Source organism: Cupriavidus sp. GW821-FHT02F09 (assembly GCF_059421605.1).
Genome location: NZ_JBWKVH010000003.1, coordinates 63,575 through 86,152, shown reverse-complemented (window position 1 = coordinate 86,152; position 22,578 = coordinate 63,575). Strand labels below are relative to the sequence as shown.

Sequence of the window (22,578 nt, the reverse complement as noted above, 5' to 3'; positions counted from 1 at the left end):
AAAACAGCGATCCACGCAGCGATCGCTGCGCGGCCAGAGCACCACCACGGTGAACTGCGCGGGCCTCAGGCCTGCGGCCCGCCCTGCCGCTTCAGCGCCATCGCCAGCACACGCGCCACGTGCATGGCCTCGGTGTCGGCGCCGTCCAGGATCTGGTGGCGGCAGCTGGTACCGTCGGCCACCACGATGGCATTGGCGGCGCGCTTGCGCACCGCTGGCAGCAGCGACAGCTCGGCCATGGCCTTGGACGCCTCGTAGTGCTCGGCCTCGTAGCCAAAGCTGCCCGCCATGCCGCAGCAGGACGATTCCACCGGGGAGACCTTCAGGCCGGGGATCCAGCCCAGCACGGTCTGCACCGGGGTGAAGGCGTCGAATGCCTTCTGGTGGCAGTGGCCGTGCACCACGGCCTCGCTCGTGTGCAGCGCATCAAGATCGAGCGAGAGGCGGCCGGCTGCCTTCTCGCGCACCAGGAACTCCTCGAACAGGAAGGCCTGTGCGGCCAGCTTCCTGGCCTCGTCGCCGTAGCCGTAGCTAAGGAACTCATCGCGCAAGGACAGCAGGCACGAAGGCTCCAGGCCGACGATGGGGATGTCGCGATCGACATAGGGCTTGACCGCATCCAGCAGGCGCCGCGCCTCCTCCCTGGCCTGGCCCACCAGCCCCGCCGCAAGGAAGGTGCGGCCGCAGCACAAGGGGCGCTCGCCTTCGCGGCGGTTGAAATGCACCGTGTAGCCCGCCGCCTCCAGCACCTGCTGCGCCGCCAGCGCGTTCTCCGGCTCCATGTAGTTGCTGAAGGTGTCGACGAAGAGCATGACTTCGCGGCCCGCCCCGCCTTGGCGCGTTGCCTTGGCTTTTGACAGGAACGCGGCCTTGAAGCGCGGCAGCGAGCGTTGCGGCGCGAATCCCATGGCCCGCTTCACCACGCCGGAGATGCCGGGAATGCCATCGGCCAGCGCTAGCAGCGCGGCAAGGCGGCTCGCCACGGGCGCATAGCGCGGCATGAACGCCACCATGCGCTCGCGCACGGTGATGCCGTGCCGCTGGGCCCAGGCATGGCGCGCTTCGATCTTGAACCTGGCCATGTCCACGCCGGTCGGGCAATCGCGCTTGCAGCCTTTGCAGGAGACGCACAGGTCGAGCGCTTCCTTGACTTCACGGCTGGCAAGGCCGTCATCGCCCAGCTGGCCCGACACTGCCAGCCGCAGCGTATTGGCACGGCCGCGCGTGACGTGCTGCTCGTCCTTGGTCACGCGATAGCTCGGGCACATGGTGCCCGCATCGAACTTGCGGCAGTGGCCGTTGTTGTTGCACATCTCCACCGCCGCAGCCAGGCCGCCGGCGCGGTCGGTGCCCGTGCCGGGCGCCGTTTCCTCGCCGGTCAACGGGTTGCGGCTGACGTTCCATGCGGACCAGTCGAGCGCCGGCGTGAGTGGCAAGGCGGCATAGCCCGGCGCAAAGCGGAAGTTCTCGCGCGCGTCCATCCTGGGCGGGCGTACGATCTTGTCCGGGTTGAAGCGGTTGTGCGGATCGAACAGCGCCTTGATCTCGCCGAAGGCGGCGTTGATGCGCGGGCCATACTGCCAGGCCACCCATTCGCCCCGGCACAGGCCATCGCCGTGTTCTCCGGAGTACGCGCCCTTGTACTCGCGCACCAGCTCTGCCGCTTCCTCGGCGATTTCGCGCATGCGCACTGCGCCGTCGCGCCGCATGTCCAGGATCGGGCGCACATGCAGCGTGCCCACGCTGGCATGGGCATACCAGGTGCCTTCGGTCTCGTGCTTGTGGAACACGGCGGTAAGCCGGCGGGTGTACTCGGCCAGGTGCTCCAGCGGCACGGCGCAATCCTCGATAAAGGAAACCGGCTTGCCATCGCCCTTCATGCTCATCATGATATTGAGCCCGGCCTTGCGCACATCCCACAACGCCTTCTGCGACCTGGCGTCGGCCATCTTGACCACCGAGCCGGGCAGCCCCAGGTCGCTCATCAGCGCTGCCAGGTCGTCGAGCTGCGCCAGCAGCGCGCTGTGTTCCTCCCCGGCGAACTCGACCAGCAAGATGGCCTGCGGCTCGCCGGACAAGGCGCTCTCGATGACGGGGCGGAACGCCGGGTTCTCCATCGACAGGTCGATCATGGTGCGATCCACCAGTTCCACCGCAACCGGCTTGAGCCTGACGATATGCTGCGTCATGTCCATGGCCTGGTAGAACGTGGGGAAATTCACCACGCCCAGCACCTTGTGCCGCGGCAGCGCAGACAGCTTCAGCGTGACCTGCCGGCTATAAGCCAGCGTGCCCTCCGAACCCACGAGGATATGCGAGAGATTGGCGTGGCCGTCGTCGGTATAGGCACGCGGATTCTGGCATGCGAACAGGTCGATGTTGTAGCCGGCCACACGGCGCAGCACCTTGGGCATGCGCTCGGCAATCTCGTCGCGCTCGCGCGTGGCGATGCGTCGCAAGCCCTTCAGGATGCCCGCTGCGCGCGGATCGGAAACGGGAGCCTTCAGCGAGCCGAAATGGCATTGGCTGCCATCTGCCAGCACGGCATCGATGCCCAGCACGTTGTGCACCATGTTGCCGTACTCGATGGAGCGCGAGCCGCAAGAGTTGTTGCCGGCCATGCCGCCGATGGTGCATTGCGCCCCCGTCGATACATCCACCGGGAACCACAGGCCGTGCGGTTTCAGCCAGGCGTTGAGGTGGTCCAGCACAATGCCGGGCTCAACCGTGATGGTGGCGGCCACGGGATCGAAATCCACCACGTTGTTCAGCCACTTGCTGTTGTCGATCACCAGCGCCTCGCCAACCGTCTGTCCGCACTGGCTGGTGCCGGCGCCGCGCGCCAGTACCGGGGCTTTTTCGTCGCGGGCGATCTCCAGCGCCAGCAACAGGTCCGCCTGGTCCCGCGGCACCACCACGCCGATGGGCGTGATCTGGTAGATCGAGGCATCGGTGGCGTAGCGGCCCCGGTTGGCGCGGTCGAAGAACACGTCGCCGCGCAGTTCCTTGCGCAAACGGGCCGAGAGCGGCGACAGCGCCGGGCCGGCGCGGCCCGGCGACGGCACAAGATGGATCGGCTTGACGAGCATCGGGGAGGAGGATGGGTTCATGGCTTTCTACCAGGGCTTGTGTGGAGGGGTGCCGTACCGGCGCGCCGTGTCATGCGAGGATCAGTTCAACTGGCGGCAGGCCCGCGATCCGGCCCAGCGCCACGCCGGCCCGGGCGGGAAAATGCATGCCCGTGTACGACCCGGCGAGGGATAGAGATGGGCATAGGGCTGGCGCATGGTTTGCGGGTCGGTTGGCATGTCTGCGTGGCTCAGGCGCGCAACGGCTTCGAGGCATCCGCGGGCTCGGCTTCGAACTTGCTCTCTGGCTGCATGCGCAAGGCCAGGATCACGCCAATACCCATCAGCACCATGCTGCCGATAAAGGGCAGCTCCCAGCTGCCGAAGCGATCGATCAGGTAGCCCGAGAGCACTGGCGAGATGATCGCGGCCAGCGCCGAGCCGGAATTCATCATCCCGCTCGCGGTGCCGGAATGCTCCGGCGCGATGTCCATGGGAATCGCCCACATCGGCCCGATTGTCATCTCGGCAAAGAAAAAGCCGCCGGCCAGGCAAGCCATCGAGACATAGAGGTTGTGCGTAAACAGCAGGGGGAGCAGCGACAACATGGTCAGCAGCATGCAGACCGCCACCATCCCGCTGCGCGCGCGCTTCAGGCTGCCGGTGCGGTCGTAGAGCTTGTCGGTGACGATGCCGCCCAGGGTGTCGCCGATCACACCGGCAAAGAATACGGCGGAGGCAAAGATGGCGGACTTCTTCAGGTCCAGGTCGTAGCTATGCAGGAAGTACTGCGGAATCCAGCTCAGGAACAACCACAGGGTCCAGCCGTAGCAGAAGTAGACGATGGTCACGGGGGCCATGCGCTTGAACAGGCGGCGCCAGGGCACGTTGGCAGCCTTTTTCCTGGGGGCGGGCAGCGTCTCGAGTTCTGCCGGGGTCATGCGGGGATGGTCCTTCGGATGCTCGGTGAAGGTCACCGCCCACAGCGCCACCCAGACCAGGCTGATCGCGCCGCAGATGTAAAACGACTCGCGCCAGCCGTAGACCGCCATGATGGCGACGACCGCGGCCGGGGCCACGGCGTTGCCGACCCGGGCGCAGGCATGGGTGATGCCCTGCGCGAAGCCACGCTTTTCCTTGGGCACCCAGCGTGCCATGGCGGCGGTGGCAGCCGGAAAGGTAGCGCCCTCGCCCAGGCCCAGCAGCAAGCGCGCGGCGAGCAGGGAAACCAGACCGCCGGCAAAGCCCGTGAGCAACGTGGCGACGGCCCACAGCACGCCGCAGACCATCAGGGTGCGCTTGGCGCCGAACCGGTCGCTCACCCAGCCGCCGATGATCTGGAACACCAGGTAGGGATAGGCAAAGGCCGAGAACACCAGGCCGATCTCGGTCTTGCTGAGGTTGAACTCCTGGCCAAAGCCGGCCGCGGCCGTGCTCACATTGACGCGGTCCAGGTAGGTGATGAAATACATGATGCATAGCATCCCCAGCACGACGCTGGTTGCACGCAGGCGCTTCATGGTTTGTCTCCGTTGTGTTGTTCCTGCCCGCCCGGCGGGACGCCGGGCCAGGGCAAATTCATCGCGGCCGGCTCTATGGCCGGTTCCCGCTACTGCGCACAGGCGTTGGCATGGCTGCCGAACGGCAAAAATGGGCAACACCTGTTCCTGGCCTCACCCCAGGGGTGAAGCCATGCCTGCTTGCACTCGCTCGCTTGTTATTGCGTTGCGCGGTTCAGGAAGGCCGCCCGGCCCTCCCTTGCTGGCTTATGCCGCGGCCTTCAGCACCGGGCTATCCGCATGCGATGCCAGGTACTCCATCGCCGCCACGACGCCGCTGGCCGCCACCGGCACGCCGGCGAGCTTCAGCCCCATTTCGCAGCCGGACAGCGTGGCCATCAGCGTGAGGTCGTTGCAGTCGCCGAGATGACCGATGCGGAACATCTTGCCGCGTATCTTGCCCAGCGCCTGTCCCAGCGACATGTCGAAGCGTTCATAGATGCGCTTGCGCACGTCGTCGGCATCCACGCCGTCGGGCATCATCACGCCCGTCAGCACGGGGCTGTACACGGAGGCATCCGCGCACTGGATCTCCAGGCCCCAGGCCCGCACCGCACGGCGCGTGGCTTCGGCCAGCCGCTGGTGCCGCGCGAAGACGTTGTCCAGGCCCTCCTCCAGGATCATGTCCAGCGCCTCGGACAAGCCATAGAGCAGATTGGTGTTCGGCGTGTACGGCCAGTAGCCGTTCTTGTTGGCTTCGATGATCTCGCCCCAGGCCCAGAACGCGCGCGGCAGCTTTGCCGCCTTGCTGGCCGCGATGGCCTTGGGCGACAGCGCATTGAAGCTGATCCCCGGTGGCAGCATCAGCCCTTTCTGCGAGCCCGATACCGTTACGTCCACGCCCCACTCGTCGTGGCGATAGTCCGCCGAGGCCAGGCCGGAGATGGTGTCCACCAGCAGCAGCGCCGGGTGGCCGGCCGCGTCGATGGCGCGGCGCACCGCGGCGATGTCGGAGGTCACGCCGGTCGAGGTCTCGTTGTGCACCACGCACACCGCCTTGATGGCGTGCGCGCTGTCGGCGCGCAGGCGAGCTTCGATCATGTCGGCCTGCACGCCACGGCGCCAGCCCTCGATGCCGGGCAGCCCGAGAAATTCCGGCTTCAACCCGAGCGCTTGCGCCATCTTTTTCCACAGCGTGGCGAAGTGACCCGTCTCGAACATCAACACCGTGTCGCCGGGGCTCAGCGTGTTGGTCAGCGCGGCCTCCCAGGCGCCGGTGCCAGAGGCCGGATAGATGATGACCGGCTGCTCGGTCTTGAAGATCTTCTTGATGTCCGCCAGCACCTTGCGGCCCAGCGCGCCGAACTCCGGGCCACGGTGGTCAATGGTCGGATAGCTCATGGCACGCAGGATCCGGTCGGGCACTGGGCTCGGGCCAGGGATCTGCAGGAAGTGGCGGCCAGCGGGGTGGAAGTCGAGTTTGATCATGGGTTGTCCCTCCTTTGTAAATTATGCATTTTGCATTCAAAATACTTTAGCAGACGAAACGCACCACCTCCAAGCGCTGTTTTGGCCTGAACATTGGGTGTTTACCCCGAATTTGGGTGCCTGCCAGGAGATGCAGTAGAATGCGAAAAACGCAAAGATAAGGACTTTGAATGCAGAATCCATCTGGCAGCGACCTCACGCGCCCTGCCGCGGTCCTCCCCAAGGTCGAGCGCCAGCGGCTGCACGACACGGTAGTCGACCACCTGCGCAAGTTCATCGTGGAAGGCGTGCTGTCCCCGGGCATGAAGCTCAACGAACGTGAGCTATGTGAAACGCTGGGCATCTCCCGCACGCCGCTGCGCGAGGCGTTCAAGGTGCTGGCGGCGGAGGGCCTGATCGAGATCTCGCCCAACCGGGGCGCCAGCGTCTCGCGCATGACGGAGGCGGAAGTCTGGGAGACGTTCGAGCTGATGAGCGGCCTGGAAGCCTTCTCGGGCGAGCTGGCTTGCGAGCGCATCACGCCGGCCGAGCTGGCCGAGATCAAGGCGCTGCATTATTCGATGCTGGCCTGCCGTGTGCAGAACGACCTGCCGGGCTACTACAGCCGCAACCAGGAAATCCACGACCGCATCAACGAGGCGGCGCGCAACACCGCGCTGCGCCAGACCTACCAGGGCATCAACCGCCGCCTGAAGGCGCTGCGCTTTCGCTCCAACCACCAGACGGACAAGTGGGATCGCGCCGTGCATGATCACGAAGACATGATCAAGGCACTGGAGGCGCGTGACGGCAAGCTGCTGGGCGCCATCCTCAAGCGCCACTTGCTGGAAAAGCGCGACGCCATCATGCAGATCCATCCGGACCCGGTCGGCGACCCGCCCGCCCACAACGATTAAAGTCAGACGGTCTCCGATAGCCATGTGCTGGCACTGGGCCAGAATGGAGTCAGCCGCTATCAGCTAGAAGCCACAGGAGATCGTCATGACAGCCCATAACATCCACGTTTTGCCGCATGGTTCCGGATGGGACGTGATCCAGGAGGGCGCGCGGTATGCCAACTCGCATCACGCGTCGCAGGAAGACGCCGTGGAGGCCGGCACGCGCGACGCCCAGCGCGAGCAGGTCGAGTTGTTGATTCATGGACTGGACGGACAGATCCGTACCCGCAGCAGCTTTGGGCATGAGCCTCGCTCGATATAGCGCTGGATATGGGCAAGCCGGGGCATAAGTCCAGGTCCTGACGCCATGTCCCCCGCGTGGGCCGGCACCTAGGTGCCGCTCTTGTCTCCTGTGCTGGCCACCGTTGCCGCCGCCCCCTGCGCCGACACAGGCGGCGCGGGGGGTGCACCACTGATCTTGGGCACGCACTCGGAGCGAAACCACGCAACAGTGATCGGCTCGCCGGCCATCAAGCGCTTTGCGGTAGGCACCACCTGCTCGCCAATCAGCATCCCAAGCAGCCCGATCAAGGCAATGGCGGGCGGGGCCGGCGAGCGGACCTGCAACAGCGCATAGATGATGCCAACCAGAATCCCCGCGCCGAACGAAACAAGAAACAGCTTCATGGTGCTTCTCCCTGGAAGTAGCCGCCGGTCAGGATGGTGGTGCGGACCAAAGCGTCTTCACTGCCGTCTTCACTGCCATCAGAACGCCCAGCAGGAGCAACCCAACGCGCCCCAGAACCCGCGGTGATCCGACACCGGCGCGCTGGACTGCCACGCACCGGCATGTGCATGGCCGTGCACGCCGCAGGCGCTCGCGCAGCCGCAGCCAGCCGTCACGGCCAGCGCCTGCGCGCCTGGCGCCCGCCGTGGCTGGTAGCCGCCGAAAGCGCGCACCGGCGCCCAGTCCGGCATGGCGGGCGGCAGCGGCGGCGCCAGCTTGCCGAAATCGCCATCGCCATACACGACTTTGCCGCCCAGCATGGTCAGCACGGAGGTGATGTCCTGGATCTCGTCGCCCGGCACGGAGAAATAGTCGCTCGACAGCACCGCTAGGTCGGCCAGCTGCCCAGCCTGGATCTGGCCCTTCTTGCCTTGCTCGGAGGAGAACCAGGTATTGGCCTCGGTCCACAGGCGCAACGCGGCTTCGCGGTCGAGCAGGTTGGCCTGCGGATACAGCGAGAGTCCGCCCAGGGTCTTGCCAGTGACCATCCAGGACAGCGACACCCAGGGGTTGTACGACGCCACGCGCGTGGCATCGGTGCCGCCGCCCACATTGACTCCGCGCTCCAGCATGCGCTTGATGGGCGGCGTGCTCTCGGCGGCCTTGGCGCCATAGCGCTCGACGAAATACTCGCCCTGGTAGGCCATGCGGTGTTGCACGGCGATGCCGCCGCCCAGCGCCGCGATGCGGTCGATGTTGCGGTCGGTAATGGTCTCGGCATGGTCGAAGAACCAGTGCAGGCCGTCGAACGGCACGTCCCGCGCCACCTTTTCGTAGACGTCCAGCGCGCGGGAGATGGTCTCGTCATAGGTAGCGTGCAGGCGCCATGGCCAGCGGTTTTCCGCCAGCAGGCGGATCACCGGCTCCAGGTCGCCTTCCATCGATGGCGGCATGTCGGGCCGCTCGACGCGAAAGTCCTCGAAGTCGGCGGCACTGTAGACCAGCATCTCGCCGGCGCCGTTGTGGCGGTACAGGTCGTCGCCCTGGCCGGGCTTGATCTGCTTGGACCAGCCGCTGAAATCGCTGAGCTCGTCCTTGGGCTTTTGCGTGAACAGGTTGTAGGCCAGGCGCACCGTGAACTGCCCGTCCTTGTGCAGCTCCTCGATGATGTGGTAGTCCTCGGGGTAGTTCTGGTAGCCGCCACCAGCGTCGATGACGCCGGTCACGCCAAGACGGTTCACCTCGCGCATGAAATGGCGCGTGGAGTTCTTCTGGTATTCGGGCGGCAGCTTCGGGCCCTTGGCCAGCGTGGCGTAGAGGATGGTGGCGTTTGGCTTGGCGAGCAGCAGGCCCGTGGGATTGCCGGCCTTGTCGTGCACGATCTCGCCGCCCGGCGGGTTCGGCGTGTCCTTGGTATAGCCCACGGCGCGCAGGGCGGCGCCGTTGAGGATGGCACGGTCGTACAGGTGCAGGATGAATACCGGGGTATCCGGCGCGGCCGCGTTCAGCTCATCGATGGTAGGCAGGCGCCTCTCCGCGAATTGCTGATCGGTAAAGCCGCCTACCACGCGCACCCATTGTGGTGCCGGTGTGCGCGCCACTTGCTCCTTGAGCATGCGCATGGCATCGGCCAGCGAGCGCACGCCATCCCAGCGCAACTCCATGTTGTAGTTCAGTCCGCCGCGGATGATGTGCATATGGCTGTCGATCAGCCCCGGCACGACGCAACGGCCATGCAGGTCGATCACCTGGGTGCCGCTGTCCGCCAGGGCCATCACATCCTGCCGCGCGCCCACGGCAACGAACTTGCCATCCCGGATGGCAACGGCATCGGCCTGCGGGTTGGCGCGGTCAAGCGTGGCAAAGCGCCCGTTCATCAGGATCAGTTCGGGCTTGGCGGTGGCATCCATGGCGAGGCTCCGGTCGATGGCAACGACATGCAGCGGGGGCCGCGGAAAAGCGGCACCCGCCGGTTCGGCAAAGCGCAGTCTGAGCGCTAGCGGGCGGGCACGGCCGGCAGGGCCTCGTGCTTGTCGCTGGTCCGTTGCTCGGCCTTGTGCACCATCGTGTAGGCATAGTCCACGCCCATGCCGTAAGCGCCGGAATGCTCCTTGACCAGTTTCATCACGGCGTCATAGGTGTCGCGGTGCGCCCAGTCGCGCTGCCATTCGAGCAGCACCTGCTGCCAGGTCACGGGGACGACGCCAGCCTGGATCATGCGCTGCATGGCATAGTCGTGCGCTTCCTTGGAAGTGCCGCCCGAGGCGTCGGCCACCATGTAGATTTCGTAGTTGCCCTCGGCCATCGCGCACAGCGCAAAGCTGTTGTTGCACACCTCGGTCCACAAGCCGGAGACGACGACCTTCTTGCGCCCGTTCGCCGCGAGCGCATCACGTACCTTCTGGTCATCCCAGGAGTTCATCGACGTGCGTTCAAGCAGCGTCTTGCCGGGAAACACATCGAGCAATTCCGGATAGGTGAAGCCCGAGAAACTCTCGGACTCCACGGTAGTGATCGTGGTGGGAATATTGAATATCTTCGCCGCCTTGGCCAATCCGACAGTATTGTTCTTGAGGGCCTGCCGGTCCATGGATTGCACGCCGAAGGCCATTTGTGGCTGGTGATCGATGAAAATCAACTGACTGTTCTGCGGCGTCAATACCTCGAGCTTCGGGTTAGTCATGGTGTTTCTCCGATACGGACGTACGGATCGATCGAGGACGCGTGACGCCCTCGCCTTGAATTCGCCTCGTGGGCGCGGCGCCCGCGTGCGTGCACATGCGGCGGCGTGAAGCGCGCCCCATGCTTTGAGCCTTACTAATATAGGAACTCTTTTCAAACGGGCCAGGCTTTTCTTACCCGGCAGCGGGCGCTTTTTTCCTTGCCTTCAGCGCCGGCATGGCGTCATGCGCTTGCGTGAATTTTGCGATACAGCCCTGTTGGAAATCGCTTTTGACAACCATACTCGCTTAACCAGGCGCCATCAGGCGGAACCCTCCGCATGCGCCGAACGGGAGAAACGCTATGGAACGCTTGGCCGGAAAGGTCGCCATCGTCACCGGTGCCAGCGGCGGCATCGGATTCGCCACGGCGAAGCTGTTTGCCGCCCAGGGCGCCAAGGTCGTCATCGGGGCGCGGCGCCAGGACGAACTGGACAAACTGGCCACGCAGATCCGCGCGGCCGGCGGCGACGCCACCGCGTTGGCTGGCGATGTGCGCGCGGAGGACTATGCCAAGGCGCTGGTCGCGCTGGCGGTCGAGCGTTACGGCAGGCTGGATGTCGCGTTCAACAACGCCGGCACGCTGGGCGAATCCGGCCCCAGCACCAGTGTTTCCGAAGCGGGCTGGAATGACGCCATCGCGATCAACCTGACGGGCTCCTTCCTCGGCGCCAAGCATCAGATCGCGCAAATGCTCAAGAACGGCGGCGGCTCGGTCATCTTCACCTCGACGTTTGTCGGCTACAGCTTTGCATTTCCCGGTGTGGCAGCCTACGCGGCGAGCAAATCGGGGCTGATCGGCCTGACCCAGGCGCTAGCCGCCGAGTTCGGGCCACAAGGAGTGCGTGTCAATGCGATACTGCCGGGGGCCGTGGACACCAACATGTACCGCAGCATGAACAGCACGGCGGAGTCCCAGTCCTTTATCACCAACCTCCACGCCCTCAAGCGCGTGGCCAGTGCGGACGAACTGGCCCGTTCGGTGCTGTACCTGGCATCCGACGATTCAGCCTTCGTGACCGGTACCGCATCCCTGGTGGATGGTGGTGCATCGATCACCCGTACCTGAGCAAAGGCTCGAAAGCCACGACACCAGCAACGCGTTCCGATGCCCATCACTGCGCCACTCTCTTCCAAGCTTGCCCTGATCTCGGCCCAAGGATTCGCGTTCCGCGAGAGCCGCCAGCCGGACTATCGCTTCGAATGGCATACGCACGATTGCGCCATGCTGCTGTGGCCGCGCCTGGGCAGGCTCAAAAGTGCGTGGATGGCGCCAGGCCATGATTCCGATCGCGCCCCAGGCCTCGCAGACTCCCGCGCCGCAAAGCTGGTCCGGGGTTCGGCCGTCTTGCTTCCCGTTTATGCCGCGCACCTCACCGTCTCGGATTCGGGCCGCCAACAACACGGGGAGCTGTACCTGCCGCCCGACAGCCTGCACGAGTGCCGGCATTTCGGGGCCCTCCGTCTGGACGGCGCCACCATCGCCATGCTGGATGCCCTGCTGGCGCCAACCCTCGCCACGGCCAGCACCGCGCTATTGGTGCGCGCGATCGTTGCGCAAGTGCTATCGAGCCAGCCGCTGGCCTTGCCGCCAGCGCCCATCTCCATCGGGAGCAGGATGGTGCAGTGCTTCATGCTGGCATTGGAATACGAGGCCGCGCTCCCCGCCGTGGAAGCGGTGGCTTGCGAGCTCGGCGTCTCAACGCGCCAGCTTCAACGCGCCGCGCAAGAGGAATTCGGTGCCAGTCCCGTCAGCATCCGGCGCAGGCTGCTGGCAGCGCACGCCAGGGCATTGCTGAGCGAGGGGCATTCACTGGCCCGGGTCAGCGAGCGGCTTGGATTCGCTACCAGCGGGCACCTCGCCAGGCTACTGCGGACGGCCGGCGAGCAAACCCGTTAGCCAGCCGTCCGACATCGCGTTTAGCAAGCCAGCGCCCACGCATCGATCTCGATTTCGATCCAGGCTTGGCTCGGCAGGCTCGCCACCCCAACCGCGCTGCGGGCAGGCAGCAACTGGCCGGGAAACGCCACGCACAGCACGGCCGAGGCCGCGTCCAGCACCGCGGGATGGTGCGCGAAATCCGCCGATGCACGAATGAAGCCGCGCAAGCGCATCACTTGTGCCACCCGGTCCAGCTGGCCGCCGCAAGCGTCCCGTAGCGCCGCCAGCGCATTCAGCATGGCCACTTCGGCGGCAAGGCGCGCGTCGGCCACGTCGTACTCGCCGTGGCAAATGCCCGCGATGGCTATCCCATCTTGCCGGCAGGTCTGGCCGCTGATGGCAATCCATCGCCCTTCCTGTCCGGACACCATGCAGGAAGGGGCATACATGCCGCGCGGCACGGGAGCGCTCGGCAATGCAAAGCCGGCGGCTGCCAGCCGGGCCTCCGGAGATGCATGGCTCACGGCGCCTCCCATTCCACGTTGCCGCTTAGCCAGCAACCATCTCCCCCCCCTTCCGGCGAATACCGAGGGCTCACCTGGATCTCGGACGGGCAGCCCATGGCTTCGCCTTGCACGACGGTGACCGCTTGCGAGCCAGCACCGTCGTTGGCAAACGCGCCCGACGCAATCAGATGCCCCCAGAGCGCGGCCGCGGCGATGCCCGTCGCCGCGTCCTCGGGGTAGCCAGAGGATTTGGGGAACTGCCGGGCATGCACAACGTGCGGCGCCGTCGCATCCATCGCAAACGGATAGAGCCCCGTGGAACCGATCGACTCGCACAGCGCTGCCATCGCGTCGAAATCCGGCTGCAACCGGTTGAGCGCCGCCACATCCGGCAGTGCCACCAGGGTCTTGACCCGGCTGGTGGATGCGTTTGTCATGGCGTAGTGCGCGGCGCCGGCCGGCAAACGAAGCACGTCGGCCACGCGCTGGCGCTCCGGCTCCAACAGCGCACGGCGATTGACGGGCGGCTGCGAGATCCAGGCGCGCTGGTGCGCTTCATCCCACCGGGCAACGACCGGGCCGCTCAAGGTCTCCACCCGTGCCGTGGGGCTGGTCCAGCGTTTCCATTGGCGCAGCGCCCAGAGCGTGCCGACGGTGGCGTGCCCGCACATTTCCATCTCGTGCTGCGGGACAAAGAAGCGCAGGCGCCAGTCGAATCGGCTATCGCTCGGCGGCAGGACAAAGGCGGATTCATGTCCATGGCTGAGTGCCACCTGCTGCATGGCAGCATCGGACATGCCGCGCGCATCGGCGACAAGGGGAACCGGGTTGCCGCCACGGGCCGCGTTCGCACCGCGCACAAACACGCGCATGACCGTGACCGCGCCGGGCGTAGTGGGCATGCTGATCGAGGCGGGCTTATTCAACGGTGGCCCCCACGGATCTAGCAATAGCGCCCCAGTACGGAATGTCCTTGTTCACCGTTGCCTGCATCTCGGCCGGCGTGCCCGGGTGAGCGGTAACGCCCTTGGTGGCCAGGTCGCGGGCCACAGCGCGCTGCGCGAGCACCGTGTTCAGCGCCGCATTGAAGCGGCTGACGATGGCCAGCGGCGTGCCCTTGGGAAAGGCCACGCCATACCAGAGCTGCTGCTCGAAATTGACAATGCCCTGCCTGGCGAAGGTCGGCACGTCCGCCAGCAGCGGCGTAGGCGCGGTCGTGGCGATGGCCGTGATCTTCTGCGCTTTCACATAAGGCGCCAGGCCGACCGGGTTATCGAACATCAACTGGACCTGCCCGCCCATCAGGTCGGTATAGGCCGGCGCCGCGCCGCGATACGGCACGTGGATCATGGGCACGTTCGCCAGCTTGCTGAACTGCTCCCCCATCAGGTGGGAGACCGTGCCCACGCCAACCGAGCCGATCGTGGGCTGCCCGCCTGCCGCCTTCAGCTTCTCCACCAGCGCCTTGACGTCCTTGGCCTGCAAGGACCGGTTGACTGCCAGCACATAGGGCGACGTGCCGATGAAACCCGCGTAGGCGAAGTCGCTGGCCGGGTCATACGCCAGCTTCGGGTACACGCTGACGCTGACCGCATGCGTGCTGGTGGTGACGACCCCGGCGGTGTAGCCATCCGGCGCGGCCCGTGCGACAAAGGTCGAGCCGATGGTGCCGCCGGCCCCGCTACGGTTGTCGATGACGACCGGCTGCCCGAGTTCCTTTTGCAGCAGCGGCTGGATCGACCGGATGACAAGGTCGGTGCCCCCGGCTGCCGGGAACGGGACGACCAGCGTGATGGGCCGGGTAGGCCAGCCTTGTGCAAAGGCCGTCCCGAAGCTCAGGGCGGCAAGGATGGCGGCCGAAGCCCCGTAGGCTCCGTAAGACAGCAAAGATCGATGGAAAGGTCGGTAAGGCAGTCGTGGCGCAGATGACATGGCGTTCTCCCTGGATGGAAGCAACGAGTCTATTCAGGCGCCCTGGGCAGGCCAAACCCGGATGCGACAAGCGGCAAGCCCAAATGCGACAAGCCGCCGCGCGGCCCCGCGCGTTCTACGACCTGGTGGTCGAGGTGGCCATCGTCCGGCCGGGCCCGGTGCAAAGCGGCATGGTGCATCCTTACTGCGCCACCGGCAGGGACTCGGCCGGCCGCTTATTCCAGCATCGCCATGGAGAAAGCGCTATCGTGCGCGCCCGGCGTGCCAATCTTCCAGGAACAGGCCATGCCGGTGGCCATGAACGCGTTCCCCGCCCTCGCCTCAACCCGCCGAGTTGGCGGGAAGCACCGAAACACGGACGCTGGTAATGCCCAGCGGCTCGCGCCCGGCAGCATCCGCTGCGACCGTCCACGCCTTCAGCGTCTCGGCGACCGACTGCAACAGCGCCGCGCCCGTAGTGGACGCTTGGTCCTGCCCCAGCAACACCTCGAACGACGCGCTACGCTCGCCCGCCACCTGCAGCCGCGCATCCAGGTCGCCCAGCAAGGCGTAGACGGCATTGGCCAGCAGCTGCACAAAGCCGCGCTGCAGGCCAAGCGGCTGGTACTGCGGGCGAATCCAAGACTCGACCAGCGTGACGAAGATCACGCCGGTTTCGTCGGCATTGATCTCGAACGCGCAGTACCCGACCGGATCCAGGTCTCGCGCGAGGATCAGGCGGTAGAACAGCACCTGGCCGCAAACCTCATCGGTATCCATGTCCATCTCGAATGCCTGGCCCGGCTCCCAGTCCTCGCTGTCGAGGACTTCGCCAACGGCCGGCTCGTCGCCGGCATGCACCTCGAGATGGCTGCGCAGCGCAGCGAGCACCTCATCGCGCCCGGGCGCTTCCGGCGGTTCCGTATAGATGGCAAACCGCTCTGCCTCGCCCGCCTCGGCAAAGGCGGTGCCCATCAAGGGCGCGAGCTGCAAAGGCAGCGGCTCCTGCAGGGCTTGGCGGAGAGTGTCGGTATTGGTGGACGCGGTCATGGGCTTGATTAGACTTGATGAGGGCTTGGGATTGAATGCGCGCCAGCGGCGCAGGCACAAAAAAGTTAGCGCCGAGTTTGCCACAGATATGGCGCGGCGAAGCGCTCGGATGGGTTGGCGCCGCATCAACCCGCAACCAGCCAGCAGCGCCTGTGCCACAATCGCCCGGCCGGATACCGAAACACCCCGCAAAATAGCCGCCGGCCCACAGAAAAAAAAGGAAACCCCATGTCCTCCCGCCGTCAATTCATGAAAACAATGCCGGTGGCCGTTGTCGCAAGCCTTGCCGCCGTCCCGGCCTGGCGTGGCGCTTACGCCGCCGCGCCCACGCTCGACGAGGCCGATCCGCAGGCGGTCAAGCTGGGCTACAAGGCGGATACCCGCAAGGTAGACCAGGCCAAATATCCCAGGCATGCCGCCAGCCAGACCTGCGCCAACTGCCAGCTGTTCCAGGAAGGCGCCAACCCGGCAACGGGCGGCTGCGTGCTGTTTGGCGACAAGCAGGTAGCTGCCGCCGGATGGTGCAGTTCGTGGGAACAGGGATAAAAGCCGAAGGTTGCACGCTCAGTTGCCCTGAGCGTCCCGGGGCGAAGCCGGCTCCACGCCCTGCGCCGGCGCATCGCAGCGCTCCCGGTCCTGCGCATCCCACAATCGCCCGCGCGTGCGCGGGTCCACCGGCAGGCGCTGCTGCATGGCCGCCTTGGCCAGCATATGGGCGCTGATCGGCGCGGTAAGAAACAGGAAGGCAGTCACCAGCAACGCATGCAGGCTCAGGCCGTCGCCTTGGTTGCTGAAGAACACCACCGACGCCAACACTACGCCGCCAACGCCAAGCGTGGTCGACTTGGTTGGGCCGTGCAGGCGCATGAAGAAATCAGGCAGCCGGACGAGGCCGATCGCGCCGACCAGGGTGAAGACGCTGCCGATCAGCAGCAGCGCGCAGGTAGCGATTTCCGCGACGGGGCTCATCGAGTCCATTGGGTCTCCCGGTGCCGGTTACTTGAGTTCGATGATGTCGCCGCGCTGCAGGTACTTGGTCAGCGCGACGGTGCCAATGAAGCCCATCACCGCGATCAGCAGCGCAATCTCGAAAAACAGCGCCGAGCGCAGCCAGATGCCGAACACCACGATCAGCGCGATGGCATTGATATTGAGCGTATCGAGCGCCACGATGCGGTCGGGCAGGCCCGGGCCGCGCACCAGGCGGATAAAGGCCAGCAGGCAGGCAACCCCGAGGATCGCCAGCGAAATCGGTATTACGACGGCAAGCATTCGAATATCTCCCTTAACGGTGTCTCGTAGCGCGTCTTGATCAGCGCGATCAGCCTGGCCTCATCGTCAAGATCCAGCACATGCACCAGCAGTCGGCGGCGGTCGTCGCTGAGTTCGGCGCACAAGGTGCCAGGGCTGAGCGACACGATGCTGATCAGCGCGGCCAGCGCCAGCTCGTGCTCGACATCGATCGGCAGCTGGATAAAGGCCGGGCGCAGCCGGGATACCGGCCCCAGCACCAGGATGGCCACTTCCACATTGGCCACCACGATGTCGATGAGCACATGCACGAACAAGCGCAGCATCAGGTCGGGACGAGACAGCCGCACCGGCCGCAGCCAGAGCCGTGACCCGATTCGCAGCGAGAATGCCCAGCCGAGGAAGGCACCCAGCGCCAAGTTGCCTGGCGATGCGCTATTGGCCAGCAGCAGCCAGATCGCCAGCAGCGCCAGGCTGAGCCAAGGATGCGGGAACAAGCGTTTCCACATGGTGTCAGCCTCCCCCGGACGGCAGCACCGCGCGCAGATACGCGCCACGGTCGAACAACTGGGCGGACGTGTCGGCAAGATACTGGCTCAGCGGACGGGCACACACGACCAGCGCCAAGCTGCAGGCCAGCAGGAACGCGCAGCAGCCCAGCTTCCAGCCATCGGGCGCAATGCGCTGGCAAGCGCCATGGCGCTCTGGATCGTGATCCTGGGGCAGGCGCCACAACAGGCGCGTGCCCGTGCGGCTGACCGCAATCAGCAGCGCCAGGCTGGACAGCAGGATGCAAGGCCACAACACGGCCGCCGCCGGCAGCGAGGCACTGCGCATGACCATGATCTTGCCGATGAAGCCGGATAGCGGCGGCAGGCCGATCGCCGCCACCGTCGCGACCAGGAACAGCAAGCCTGCCAGCCGCGAGCCACGGACCACCGCCACCGGCTCGCGCGCCGGGGCGGCAGGCGGCGCGGGCTCCAGCGCGTCCGCCAGCAGGAACAGCGCCGCCGTGCACAGCGTGGTGCTGAGCAGGTAATACAGCGCCCCTGCCCAGCTTTGCGCTGTCTGCATCGACACGCTGGCCGCCAGCAACCCTACCGATGCCAGCACAAGGTAGCAGGTCAGCGATTTGAGGTTCGGGGCGGCCAGCGCGCCGAGGGCGCCGAACGCCATGGTGGCAAGGGCCAGCCACCACACCCAGTCATGCAGGAACACGCCCAGCATGCCATCCGGCGCATCGAAAACCAGCGCGGCGCAGCGCAGGATGGCGTAGATGCCCACCTTGGTCATGATGGCGAACAGCGCCGCGGCCGAGCCCGTGGCGCTGGCGTAGGCCTTGGGCAGCCAGAAAACCATGGGAAACAGCGCGGCCTTGAGCGCGAAGACCAGCATCAGCATGACGCCCGCCGCCGTGGCCAGCGGCACATCGGCCGGCGCCAGCCCGGCCAGCCGCACGCCCATATGCGCCATGTTGAGCGTGCCGCTCAGCCCGTACAGCACGCCGATCGCGATCAGGAAGAAAGCGGACCCGGCCAGGTTCAGCACGACGTAGTGCAGCCCGGCACCGATGCGTGCCCGCCCGCCGCCGTGCAGCAGCAAGGCATAGGAGGCGATCAGCAGGATCTCGAAGAAGACGAAGAGATTGAACAGGTCGCCGGCCAGGAAGGCGCCGTTCAGCCCCATCAGCTGGAACTGGAACAGCGCATGGAAATGCCGCCCGAGGCGCGCATCGCCCCGGCCCGCCGCCACCACGGCGGCCACGCCCAGCACCGCGGTCAGCAACAGCATCAGGGCGCCCAGCCGGTCGAGCTGGAGCACGATGCCAAACGGCGCTGGCCAGTTCCCGATGTGATCGACCATGATGGCGCCCGTGGCCGCCACACTGACCATGCACGCCGCGACCGGCAGCAACAGCAGCGTGACCGCGGTGCTCAGCACGCGCTGGGCCCGTGCCCAGCGCGCCGGCGCGGCCACCAGCAGGCCGCCGGCAAACATCGGCAGCAGGATGGGCAGGAGAATCGACAGTTGGAGGCTGTGGGTCATTGGCCGCTCGCCGTGTCTGTGCCGGGGGTGCCGGGGGTGCCGGAGGGGCCGGGGGTACCGGCCGCCGGCGGCTCGCCCTGCGCCGGGCCCGCTTCCCTGCCGTCCACATGATCGCTGCCCGTGATGCCGAGGGAGCGCAAGGCCAGCACCACCGCGAATGCCGTCATGGCAAAACCGATGACGATGGCCGTCAGCACGAGGCCCTGCGGCAGCGGATCGGCATACTGCGCGCCCGTGGCAATGATCGGCGGGCGGCCGGTGGAGAGCCGCCCCATCCCCAGCAGGAACAGGCTCACGGCGTACGAGATCAGCGCCAGCCCCACCACCACGGAAAACGTGCGCGCACGCAGCAGCAGGTAGATGCCGCAGGCCATCAGGATGCCGACCGTGCCGGCGTAGACGGCCTCCATCAGTCCCCCTCCTTCGCATTGACATTGCCATTGCCATTGCCGTTGACACTGACGCGCTTGTCGCGCACACCGAGGTGGGACACGATCAGCAAGGTCGTGCCCACCACCGTGAAATAAACGCCAAGGTCAAACACCATGGCGGTCGCCAGTTCGATTTCTCCCAGCACCGGTATGTGGAAATGGCCGAAGGCCGTGGTCAGGAACGGAAAACCAAACGCCCAGCTGCCCAGGCCGGTCAGCCCCGCCACCAGGATGCCGCCACCGGCCAGCGCACGATAGTTCAGCGCGATGCGCGCCTGCGTCCACAGCACGCCGCTGGCCACGTACTGCAGCAGCAAGGCTACCGCCGTGATCAGCGCGGCGATAAAGCCGCCGCCCGGCAGGTTGTGCCCGCGCAGCAGCACGAAGACCGCGACCAGCATGGTCAGCGGCAACATCAGCCGGGCCAGGATGGCGAGCAGCAAGGGATGGCTCTGGCTTGACCATGGCAGCCCGTTGGGCCCCGCTGGCGGCGCTGTCAGGCGCATGCCCTTGAGCAGCGCCTGCACCGCCAGTCCGGCGACCAGCAGCACGCAGATCTCGCCCATCGTATCGAAGCCGCGGAAGTCCACCAGGATCACGTTGACCGCATTATGGCCACCGCCGCCTTCCACGCTGTTGGCCAGGAAGAACGAGGAGATCGCGTCGTAAGGCCGGGTCATCACCGCGTAGGCCAGGATGGCCAGCAGCGTGCCGCCGCCCAGCGCCAGGCAGCCGTCGCGCACGTGCCGGCCCACCGAGGACGAATCCGGCCGGTCAACAGGCAGGAAGTACAAGGCCAGCACCAGCAGCAGGATCGTGACGACCTCGACCGAGACCTGCGTCAGCGCCAGGTCCGGCGCCGAGAAGCGCGTGAACAGCAGCGCCACCAGCAAGCCGCACGCGCTCAGCAGCACAAGCGCGTTCAGCCGTTGCCGGTGGGCAATCACCACGCCGATCGCCGACAGCCCCAGCAAACCCATCCCCGCCACCGTCATGAGGTCGAGCGGCATCGATGGCACCGGGCCAGCCAGCGTGTCCAGGTCGGACAGGAAGACGGCGGGAATCAGCAACATGGCGGCCAGCATCCACGCCAGGTAGCCTTGCAGCGAGCCGGTCTCGAATGCGCCGGTGACGCGCCCGGCCATCCGCGCCAGGCTGTCGATGCCGGCCTCGAACGCATCGCGCGCGTTCAGATGGGCAAAACGCGCGTGCGTCCGATGAAAAGCGTTGCGCCGCAAGAAGAACAGCACGCCGCCGCCGCCCATCGAGACCAGGCTCATCACCAGGGGCAGATTGACGCCATGCCACAGGCTGAGGCTGTAATCCGGCAGCGGCCCGCCCAGCGTCGCCAGGGCGGCCGTCGCCAGCAAGGGCCCTACCGTATACGCCGGGAACAGCCCGACCACAAGGCAGATGGCAACCAGCACCTCCACCGGGATCTTCATGGAGCGCGGCGGCTCATGTGGCGGATAGTTCGGCAAGTCGTCCGGCTCGCCGCCAAAGAACACACCGTAGATAAAGCGCAGCGAGTACGCCACCGTCAACGCCCCGGCAAGGGTCGCCGCCGCCGGGATGATCCAGTTGAAATCCCCCAGCAGACCCTGTGCGAGCGTCTCACCGAAGAACATCTCCTTGCTCAGGAAGCCGTTGAACAGTGGCACGCCCGCCATCGAGAGCGACGCCACGATGGCCAGCAACGCTGTGTGCGGCATATAGCGGCGCAGGCCCCGCAGCCGTTGCAGGTCGCGCGTGCCGGTCTCATGGTCGATGATGCCCGCCGCCATGAACAGCGATGCCTTGAACACCGCATGGTTGATGATGTGGAACAGCGCGGCCACCGTGCTCAGCTGCGTGTCCAGGCCGAACAGCAGCGTGATCAGGCCAAGATGGCTGATGGTGGAATACGCCAGCAGGCCTTTGAGGTCCCGCTGCAGCAAGGCCATGCCCGCGCCAAACACCAGCGTGGCAAGGCCGGTGAGGCTGACCATGTAGAACCACCAGTTGGTGCCGTCCAGCACCGGATACAGCCGCGCCAGCAGGAAGACGCCGGCCTTGACCATCGTGGCGGAATGCAGGTAGGCGGACACCGGCGTGGGCGCTGCCATCGCATGCGGCAGCCAGAAACTGAAGGGAAATTGCGCGGACTTGGTAAACGCCGCCAGCAAGATCAAGCTCAGCATCACCGGATACAGCGGGTGGCGCTGCACGCTGCCGGCCTGGGCCAGCACCACGGAGAGCTCCATGCTGCCGCAGATATGCCCGAGCAACAGCACGCCGGCCAGCAACGCCAGCCCGCCCCCGCCGGTCACCGTCAGCGCCATGCGCGCGCCCTTGCGCGCATCGGAGCGATAGGACCAGAAGCCGATCAGCAGGAACGACACGATGCTGGTCATCTCCCAGAACACCGCCAGCAGCAGCAGGTTGCTGGACAGCACCACACCCAGCATCGCCGCCATGAACAGCAGCAGCAGGGAGAAGAAACGTACGGTGGACTCGCTGCGCGGCAGGTAGTAGCGCGCATAAAGGATGACCAGCAACCCGATGCCCAGCACCAGCAGCGCAAACACGTAGGCCAGGCCGTCCAGCCGCAGGCTGAGGCTTAGCCCGATGTCCTCGAGCCAGGGCTGGCGCCAGGCAATGGTGCGGCCCTCGAACACGGCGCTGCGCACGCTGAGCAGCAAGCCAAGGCCAAGCAACGGCGTGCCCACCACGATGGGCGTGGCCAGAAAGCGTACGCGGCGCCGCACCAGCAACAACAGCAACGCTGCCAGCAAGGGAAGCGCGATCAACCAGGCCATCACCATCGGCGGGCTCCGCAAACGCGCCGCGTGCTGCCGGCGACGGGGGCATCAATGAGGTTAAAGGGGTTTTCGATGGCGTTCAATGTGTCGGCGTCCTGGGAAGCTCCGTGGCGTTCATGGACATGCTTGGGGTAAGTGTGATGGCGTCTGCGCCTCAGGCAGGTTGACGACAAACACCGGCACATCCGATCTCGCGACAAGGGCGGTGGCGACGGGGCCGGGCGTGCCCACGCTGCCAGGTTTCCCCCCAGCTGCCGCGGCCTATTTTGCGCCACAGCCACTCGCCTCCGGCGCGGCCCCGCCTTCCCGGATAAAGAATT

Annotated in this window: 22 protein-coding genes; 6 read left to right on the top strand and 16 right to left on the bottom strand. The window is 66.1% G+C overall.

What is annotated here, in order from left to right:
* Window positions 1-65 precede the first annotated feature (65 nt).
* The 3 genes from AC07XB_RS04910 to AC07XB_RS04900 form a co-directional block, all read right to left on the bottom strand.
* Window positions 66-3,110, bottom strand: a complete 3,045-nt coding sequence (locus tag AC07XB_RS04910) for an FAD-binding and (Fe-S)-binding domain-containing protein (RefSeq protein WP_492826705.1) — start codon at window positions 3,108-3,110, stop codon at window positions 66-68.
* A 209-nt stretch (window positions 3,111-3,319) separates the two neighbouring features.
* Entirely contained in the window at window positions 3,320-4,588 is a 1,269-nt protein-coding gene (locus AC07XB_RS04905; protein WP_492371222.1) for an MFS transporter, read from the bottom strand.
* A 246-nt stretch (window positions 4,589-4,834) separates the two neighbouring features.
* Window positions 4,835-6,055, bottom strand: a complete 1,221-nt coding sequence (locus AC07XB_RS04900; protein WP_492826707.1) for a pyridoxal-phosphate-dependent aminotransferase family protein — start codon at window positions 6,053-6,055, stop codon at window positions 4,835-4,837.
* A gap of 170 nt (window positions 6,056-6,225) precedes the next feature.
* Here AC07XB_RS04900 and AC07XB_RS04895 point away from each other — a divergent pair, with 170 nt between their 5' ends.
* Both AC07XB_RS04895 and AC07XB_RS04890 read left to right on the top strand, forming a co-directional pair.
* Window positions 6,226-6,951: a GntR family transcriptional regulator gene (locus AC07XB_RS04895; RefSeq protein ID WP_150984617.1), complete on the top strand. Its 726-nt coding sequence runs from the start codon at window positions 6,226-6,228 to the stop codon at window positions 6,949-6,951.
* An 85-nt stretch (window positions 6,952-7,036) separates the two neighbouring features.
* The gene (locus tag AC07XB_RS04890; RefSeq protein WP_174425930.1) at window positions 7,037-7,255 is read left to right on the top strand and encodes a DUF2188 domain-containing protein; all 219 of its coding nucleotides are present in this window, start codon (window positions 7,037-7,039) and stop codon (window positions 7,253-7,255) included.
* A 68-nt stretch (window positions 7,256-7,323) separates the two neighbouring features.
* Here AC07XB_RS04890 and AC07XB_RS04885 read toward each other — a convergent pair whose 3' ends face one another.
* The 3 genes from AC07XB_RS04885 to AC07XB_RS04875 all read right to left on the bottom strand — a co-directional run bounded on the left by AC07XB_RS04885 (window position 7,324) and on the right by AC07XB_RS04875 (window position 10,343).
* Complete coding sequence (locus AC07XB_RS04885; RefSeq protein WP_492371220.1) at window positions 7,324-7,620, bottom strand: XapX domain-containing protein; 297 nt, start codon at window positions 7,618-7,620, stop codon at window positions 7,324-7,326.
* A gap of 78 nt (window positions 7,621-7,698) precedes the next feature.
* Window positions 7,699-9,570, bottom strand: a complete 1,872-nt coding sequence (locus AC07XB_RS04880; protein WP_492826708.1) for an amidohydrolase — start codon at window positions 9,568-9,570, stop codon at window positions 7,699-7,701.
* 86 nt (window positions 9,571-9,656) lie between these two features.
* Window positions 9,657-10,343, bottom strand: coding sequence for a hydrolase (locus AC07XB_RS04875; RefSeq protein WP_416052675.1), 687 nt, complete (start codon window positions 10,341-10,343; stop codon window positions 9,657-9,659).
* Between the two features lie 341 nt (window positions 10,344-10,684).
* Between AC07XB_RS04875 and AC07XB_RS04870 the strand changes: the two genes are divergently transcribed.
* Both AC07XB_RS04870 and AC07XB_RS04865 read left to right on the top strand, forming a co-directional pair.
* The gene (locus AC07XB_RS04870) at window positions 10,685-11,449 is read left to right on the top strand and encodes an SDR family oxidoreductase (protein ID WP_492826710.1); all 765 of its coding nucleotides are present in this window, start codon (window positions 10,685-10,687) and stop codon (window positions 11,447-11,449) included.
* A 39-nt stretch (window positions 11,450-11,488) separates the two neighbouring features.
* On the top strand, window positions 11,489-12,280 hold the full coding sequence (locus AC07XB_RS04865) for a helix-turn-helix domain-containing protein (RefSeq protein WP_492811914.1): 792 nt from the start codon (window positions 11,489-11,491) through the stop codon (window positions 12,278-12,280).
* Window positions 12,281-12,300: 20 nt separating this feature from the next.
* On the opposite strand, the gene AC07XB_RS04860 is transcribed toward AC07XB_RS04865, so the two are convergent.
* Genes AC07XB_RS04860 through AC07XB_RS04850 form a run of 3 tightly spaced genes read right to left on the bottom strand, consistent with a single transcriptional unit; the run spans window position 12,301 to window position 14,700 of the window.
* Window positions 12,301-12,786: a RidA family protein gene (locus AC07XB_RS04860; RefSeq protein ID WP_492371216.1), complete on the bottom strand. Its 486-nt coding sequence runs from the start codon at window positions 12,784-12,786 to the stop codon at window positions 12,301-12,303.
* Entirely contained in the window at window positions 12,783-13,670 is an 888-nt protein-coding gene (locus tag AC07XB_RS04855) for a PhzF family phenazine biosynthesis protein (RefSeq protein ID WP_492826712.1), read from the bottom strand. Before AC07XB_RS04855 ends, AC07XB_RS04860 begins: the two co-directional genes overlap by 4 nt.
* A 16-nt stretch (window positions 13,671-13,686) precedes the next feature.
* Window positions 13,687-14,700, bottom strand: coding sequence for a Bug family tripartite tricarboxylate transporter substrate binding protein (locus tag AC07XB_RS04850; protein WP_492371214.1), 1,014 nt, complete (start codon window positions 14,698-14,700; stop codon window positions 13,687-13,689).
* Here AC07XB_RS04850 and AC07XB_RS04845 point away from each other — a divergent pair.
* Window positions 14,694-15,068: a hypothetical protein gene (locus AC07XB_RS04845; RefSeq protein ID WP_492371276.1), complete on the top strand. Its 375-nt coding sequence runs from the start codon at window positions 14,694-14,696 to the stop codon at window positions 15,066-15,068. The genes AC07XB_RS04850 and AC07XB_RS04845 overlap by 7 nt on opposite strands.
* Here AC07XB_RS04845 and AC07XB_RS04840 read toward each other — a convergent pair.
* On the bottom strand, window positions 15,022-15,729 hold the full coding sequence (locus AC07XB_RS04840; RefSeq protein ID WP_492811908.1) for a hypothetical protein: 708 nt from the start codon (window positions 15,727-15,729) through the stop codon (window positions 15,022-15,024). The two genes, AC07XB_RS04845 and AC07XB_RS04840, sit on opposite strands and share 47 nt — an antisense overlap.
* A gap of 228 nt (window positions 15,730-15,957) precedes the next feature.
* Here AC07XB_RS04840 and AC07XB_RS04835 point away from each other — a divergent pair, with 228 nt between their 5' ends.
* Entirely contained in the window at window positions 15,958-16,275 is a 318-nt protein-coding gene (locus AC07XB_RS04835; RefSeq protein WP_174425926.1) for a high-potential iron-sulfur protein, read from the top strand.
* An 18-nt stretch (window positions 16,276-16,293) separates the two neighbouring features.
* Here the strand turns inward: AC07XB_RS04835 and AC07XB_RS04830 are convergent, their stop codons facing one another.
* From AC07XB_RS04830 to AC07XB_RS04805, 6 genes are read right to left on the bottom strand one after another with little or no spacing between them, the layout of a single operon-like run.
* The gene (locus tag AC07XB_RS04830; protein WP_492812017.1) at window positions 16,294-16,698 is read right to left on the bottom strand and encodes a Na+/H+ antiporter subunit G; all 405 of its coding nucleotides are present in this window, start codon (window positions 16,696-16,698) and stop codon (window positions 16,294-16,296) included.
* Between the two features lie 27 nt (window positions 16,699-16,725).
* Complete coding sequence (locus AC07XB_RS04825) at window positions 16,726-17,001, bottom strand: K+/H+ antiporter subunit F (protein ID WP_441631606.1); 276 nt, start codon at window positions 16,999-17,001, stop codon at window positions 16,726-16,728.
* Window positions 16,986-17,489: a Na+/H+ antiporter subunit E gene (locus tag AC07XB_RS04820; protein ID WP_492371212.1), complete on the bottom strand. Its 504-nt coding sequence runs from the start codon at window positions 17,487-17,489 to the stop codon at window positions 16,986-16,988. Before AC07XB_RS04820 ends, AC07XB_RS04825 begins: the two co-directional genes overlap by 16 nt.
* A gap of 4 nt (window positions 17,490-17,493) precedes the next feature.
* Window positions 17,494-19,026, bottom strand: coding sequence for a monovalent cation/H+ antiporter subunit D (locus tag AC07XB_RS04815; RefSeq protein ID WP_492826716.1), 1,533 nt, complete (start codon window positions 19,024-19,026; stop codon window positions 17,494-17,496).
* On the bottom strand, window positions 19,023-19,436 hold the full coding sequence (locus AC07XB_RS04810) for a Na+/H+ antiporter subunit C (protein WP_492826718.1): 414 nt from the start codon (window positions 19,434-19,436) through the stop codon (window positions 19,023-19,025). Before AC07XB_RS04810 ends, AC07XB_RS04815 begins: the two co-directional genes overlap by 4 nt.
* On the bottom strand, window positions 19,436-22,261 hold the full coding sequence (locus AC07XB_RS04805) for a monovalent cation/H+ antiporter subunit A (RefSeq protein WP_492826720.1): 2,826 nt from the start codon (window positions 22,259-22,261) through the stop codon (window positions 19,436-19,438). The genes AC07XB_RS04810 and AC07XB_RS04805 overlap by 1 nt, the downstream gene beginning before the upstream one ends.
* Window positions 22,262-22,578: the final 317 nt, after the last annotated feature.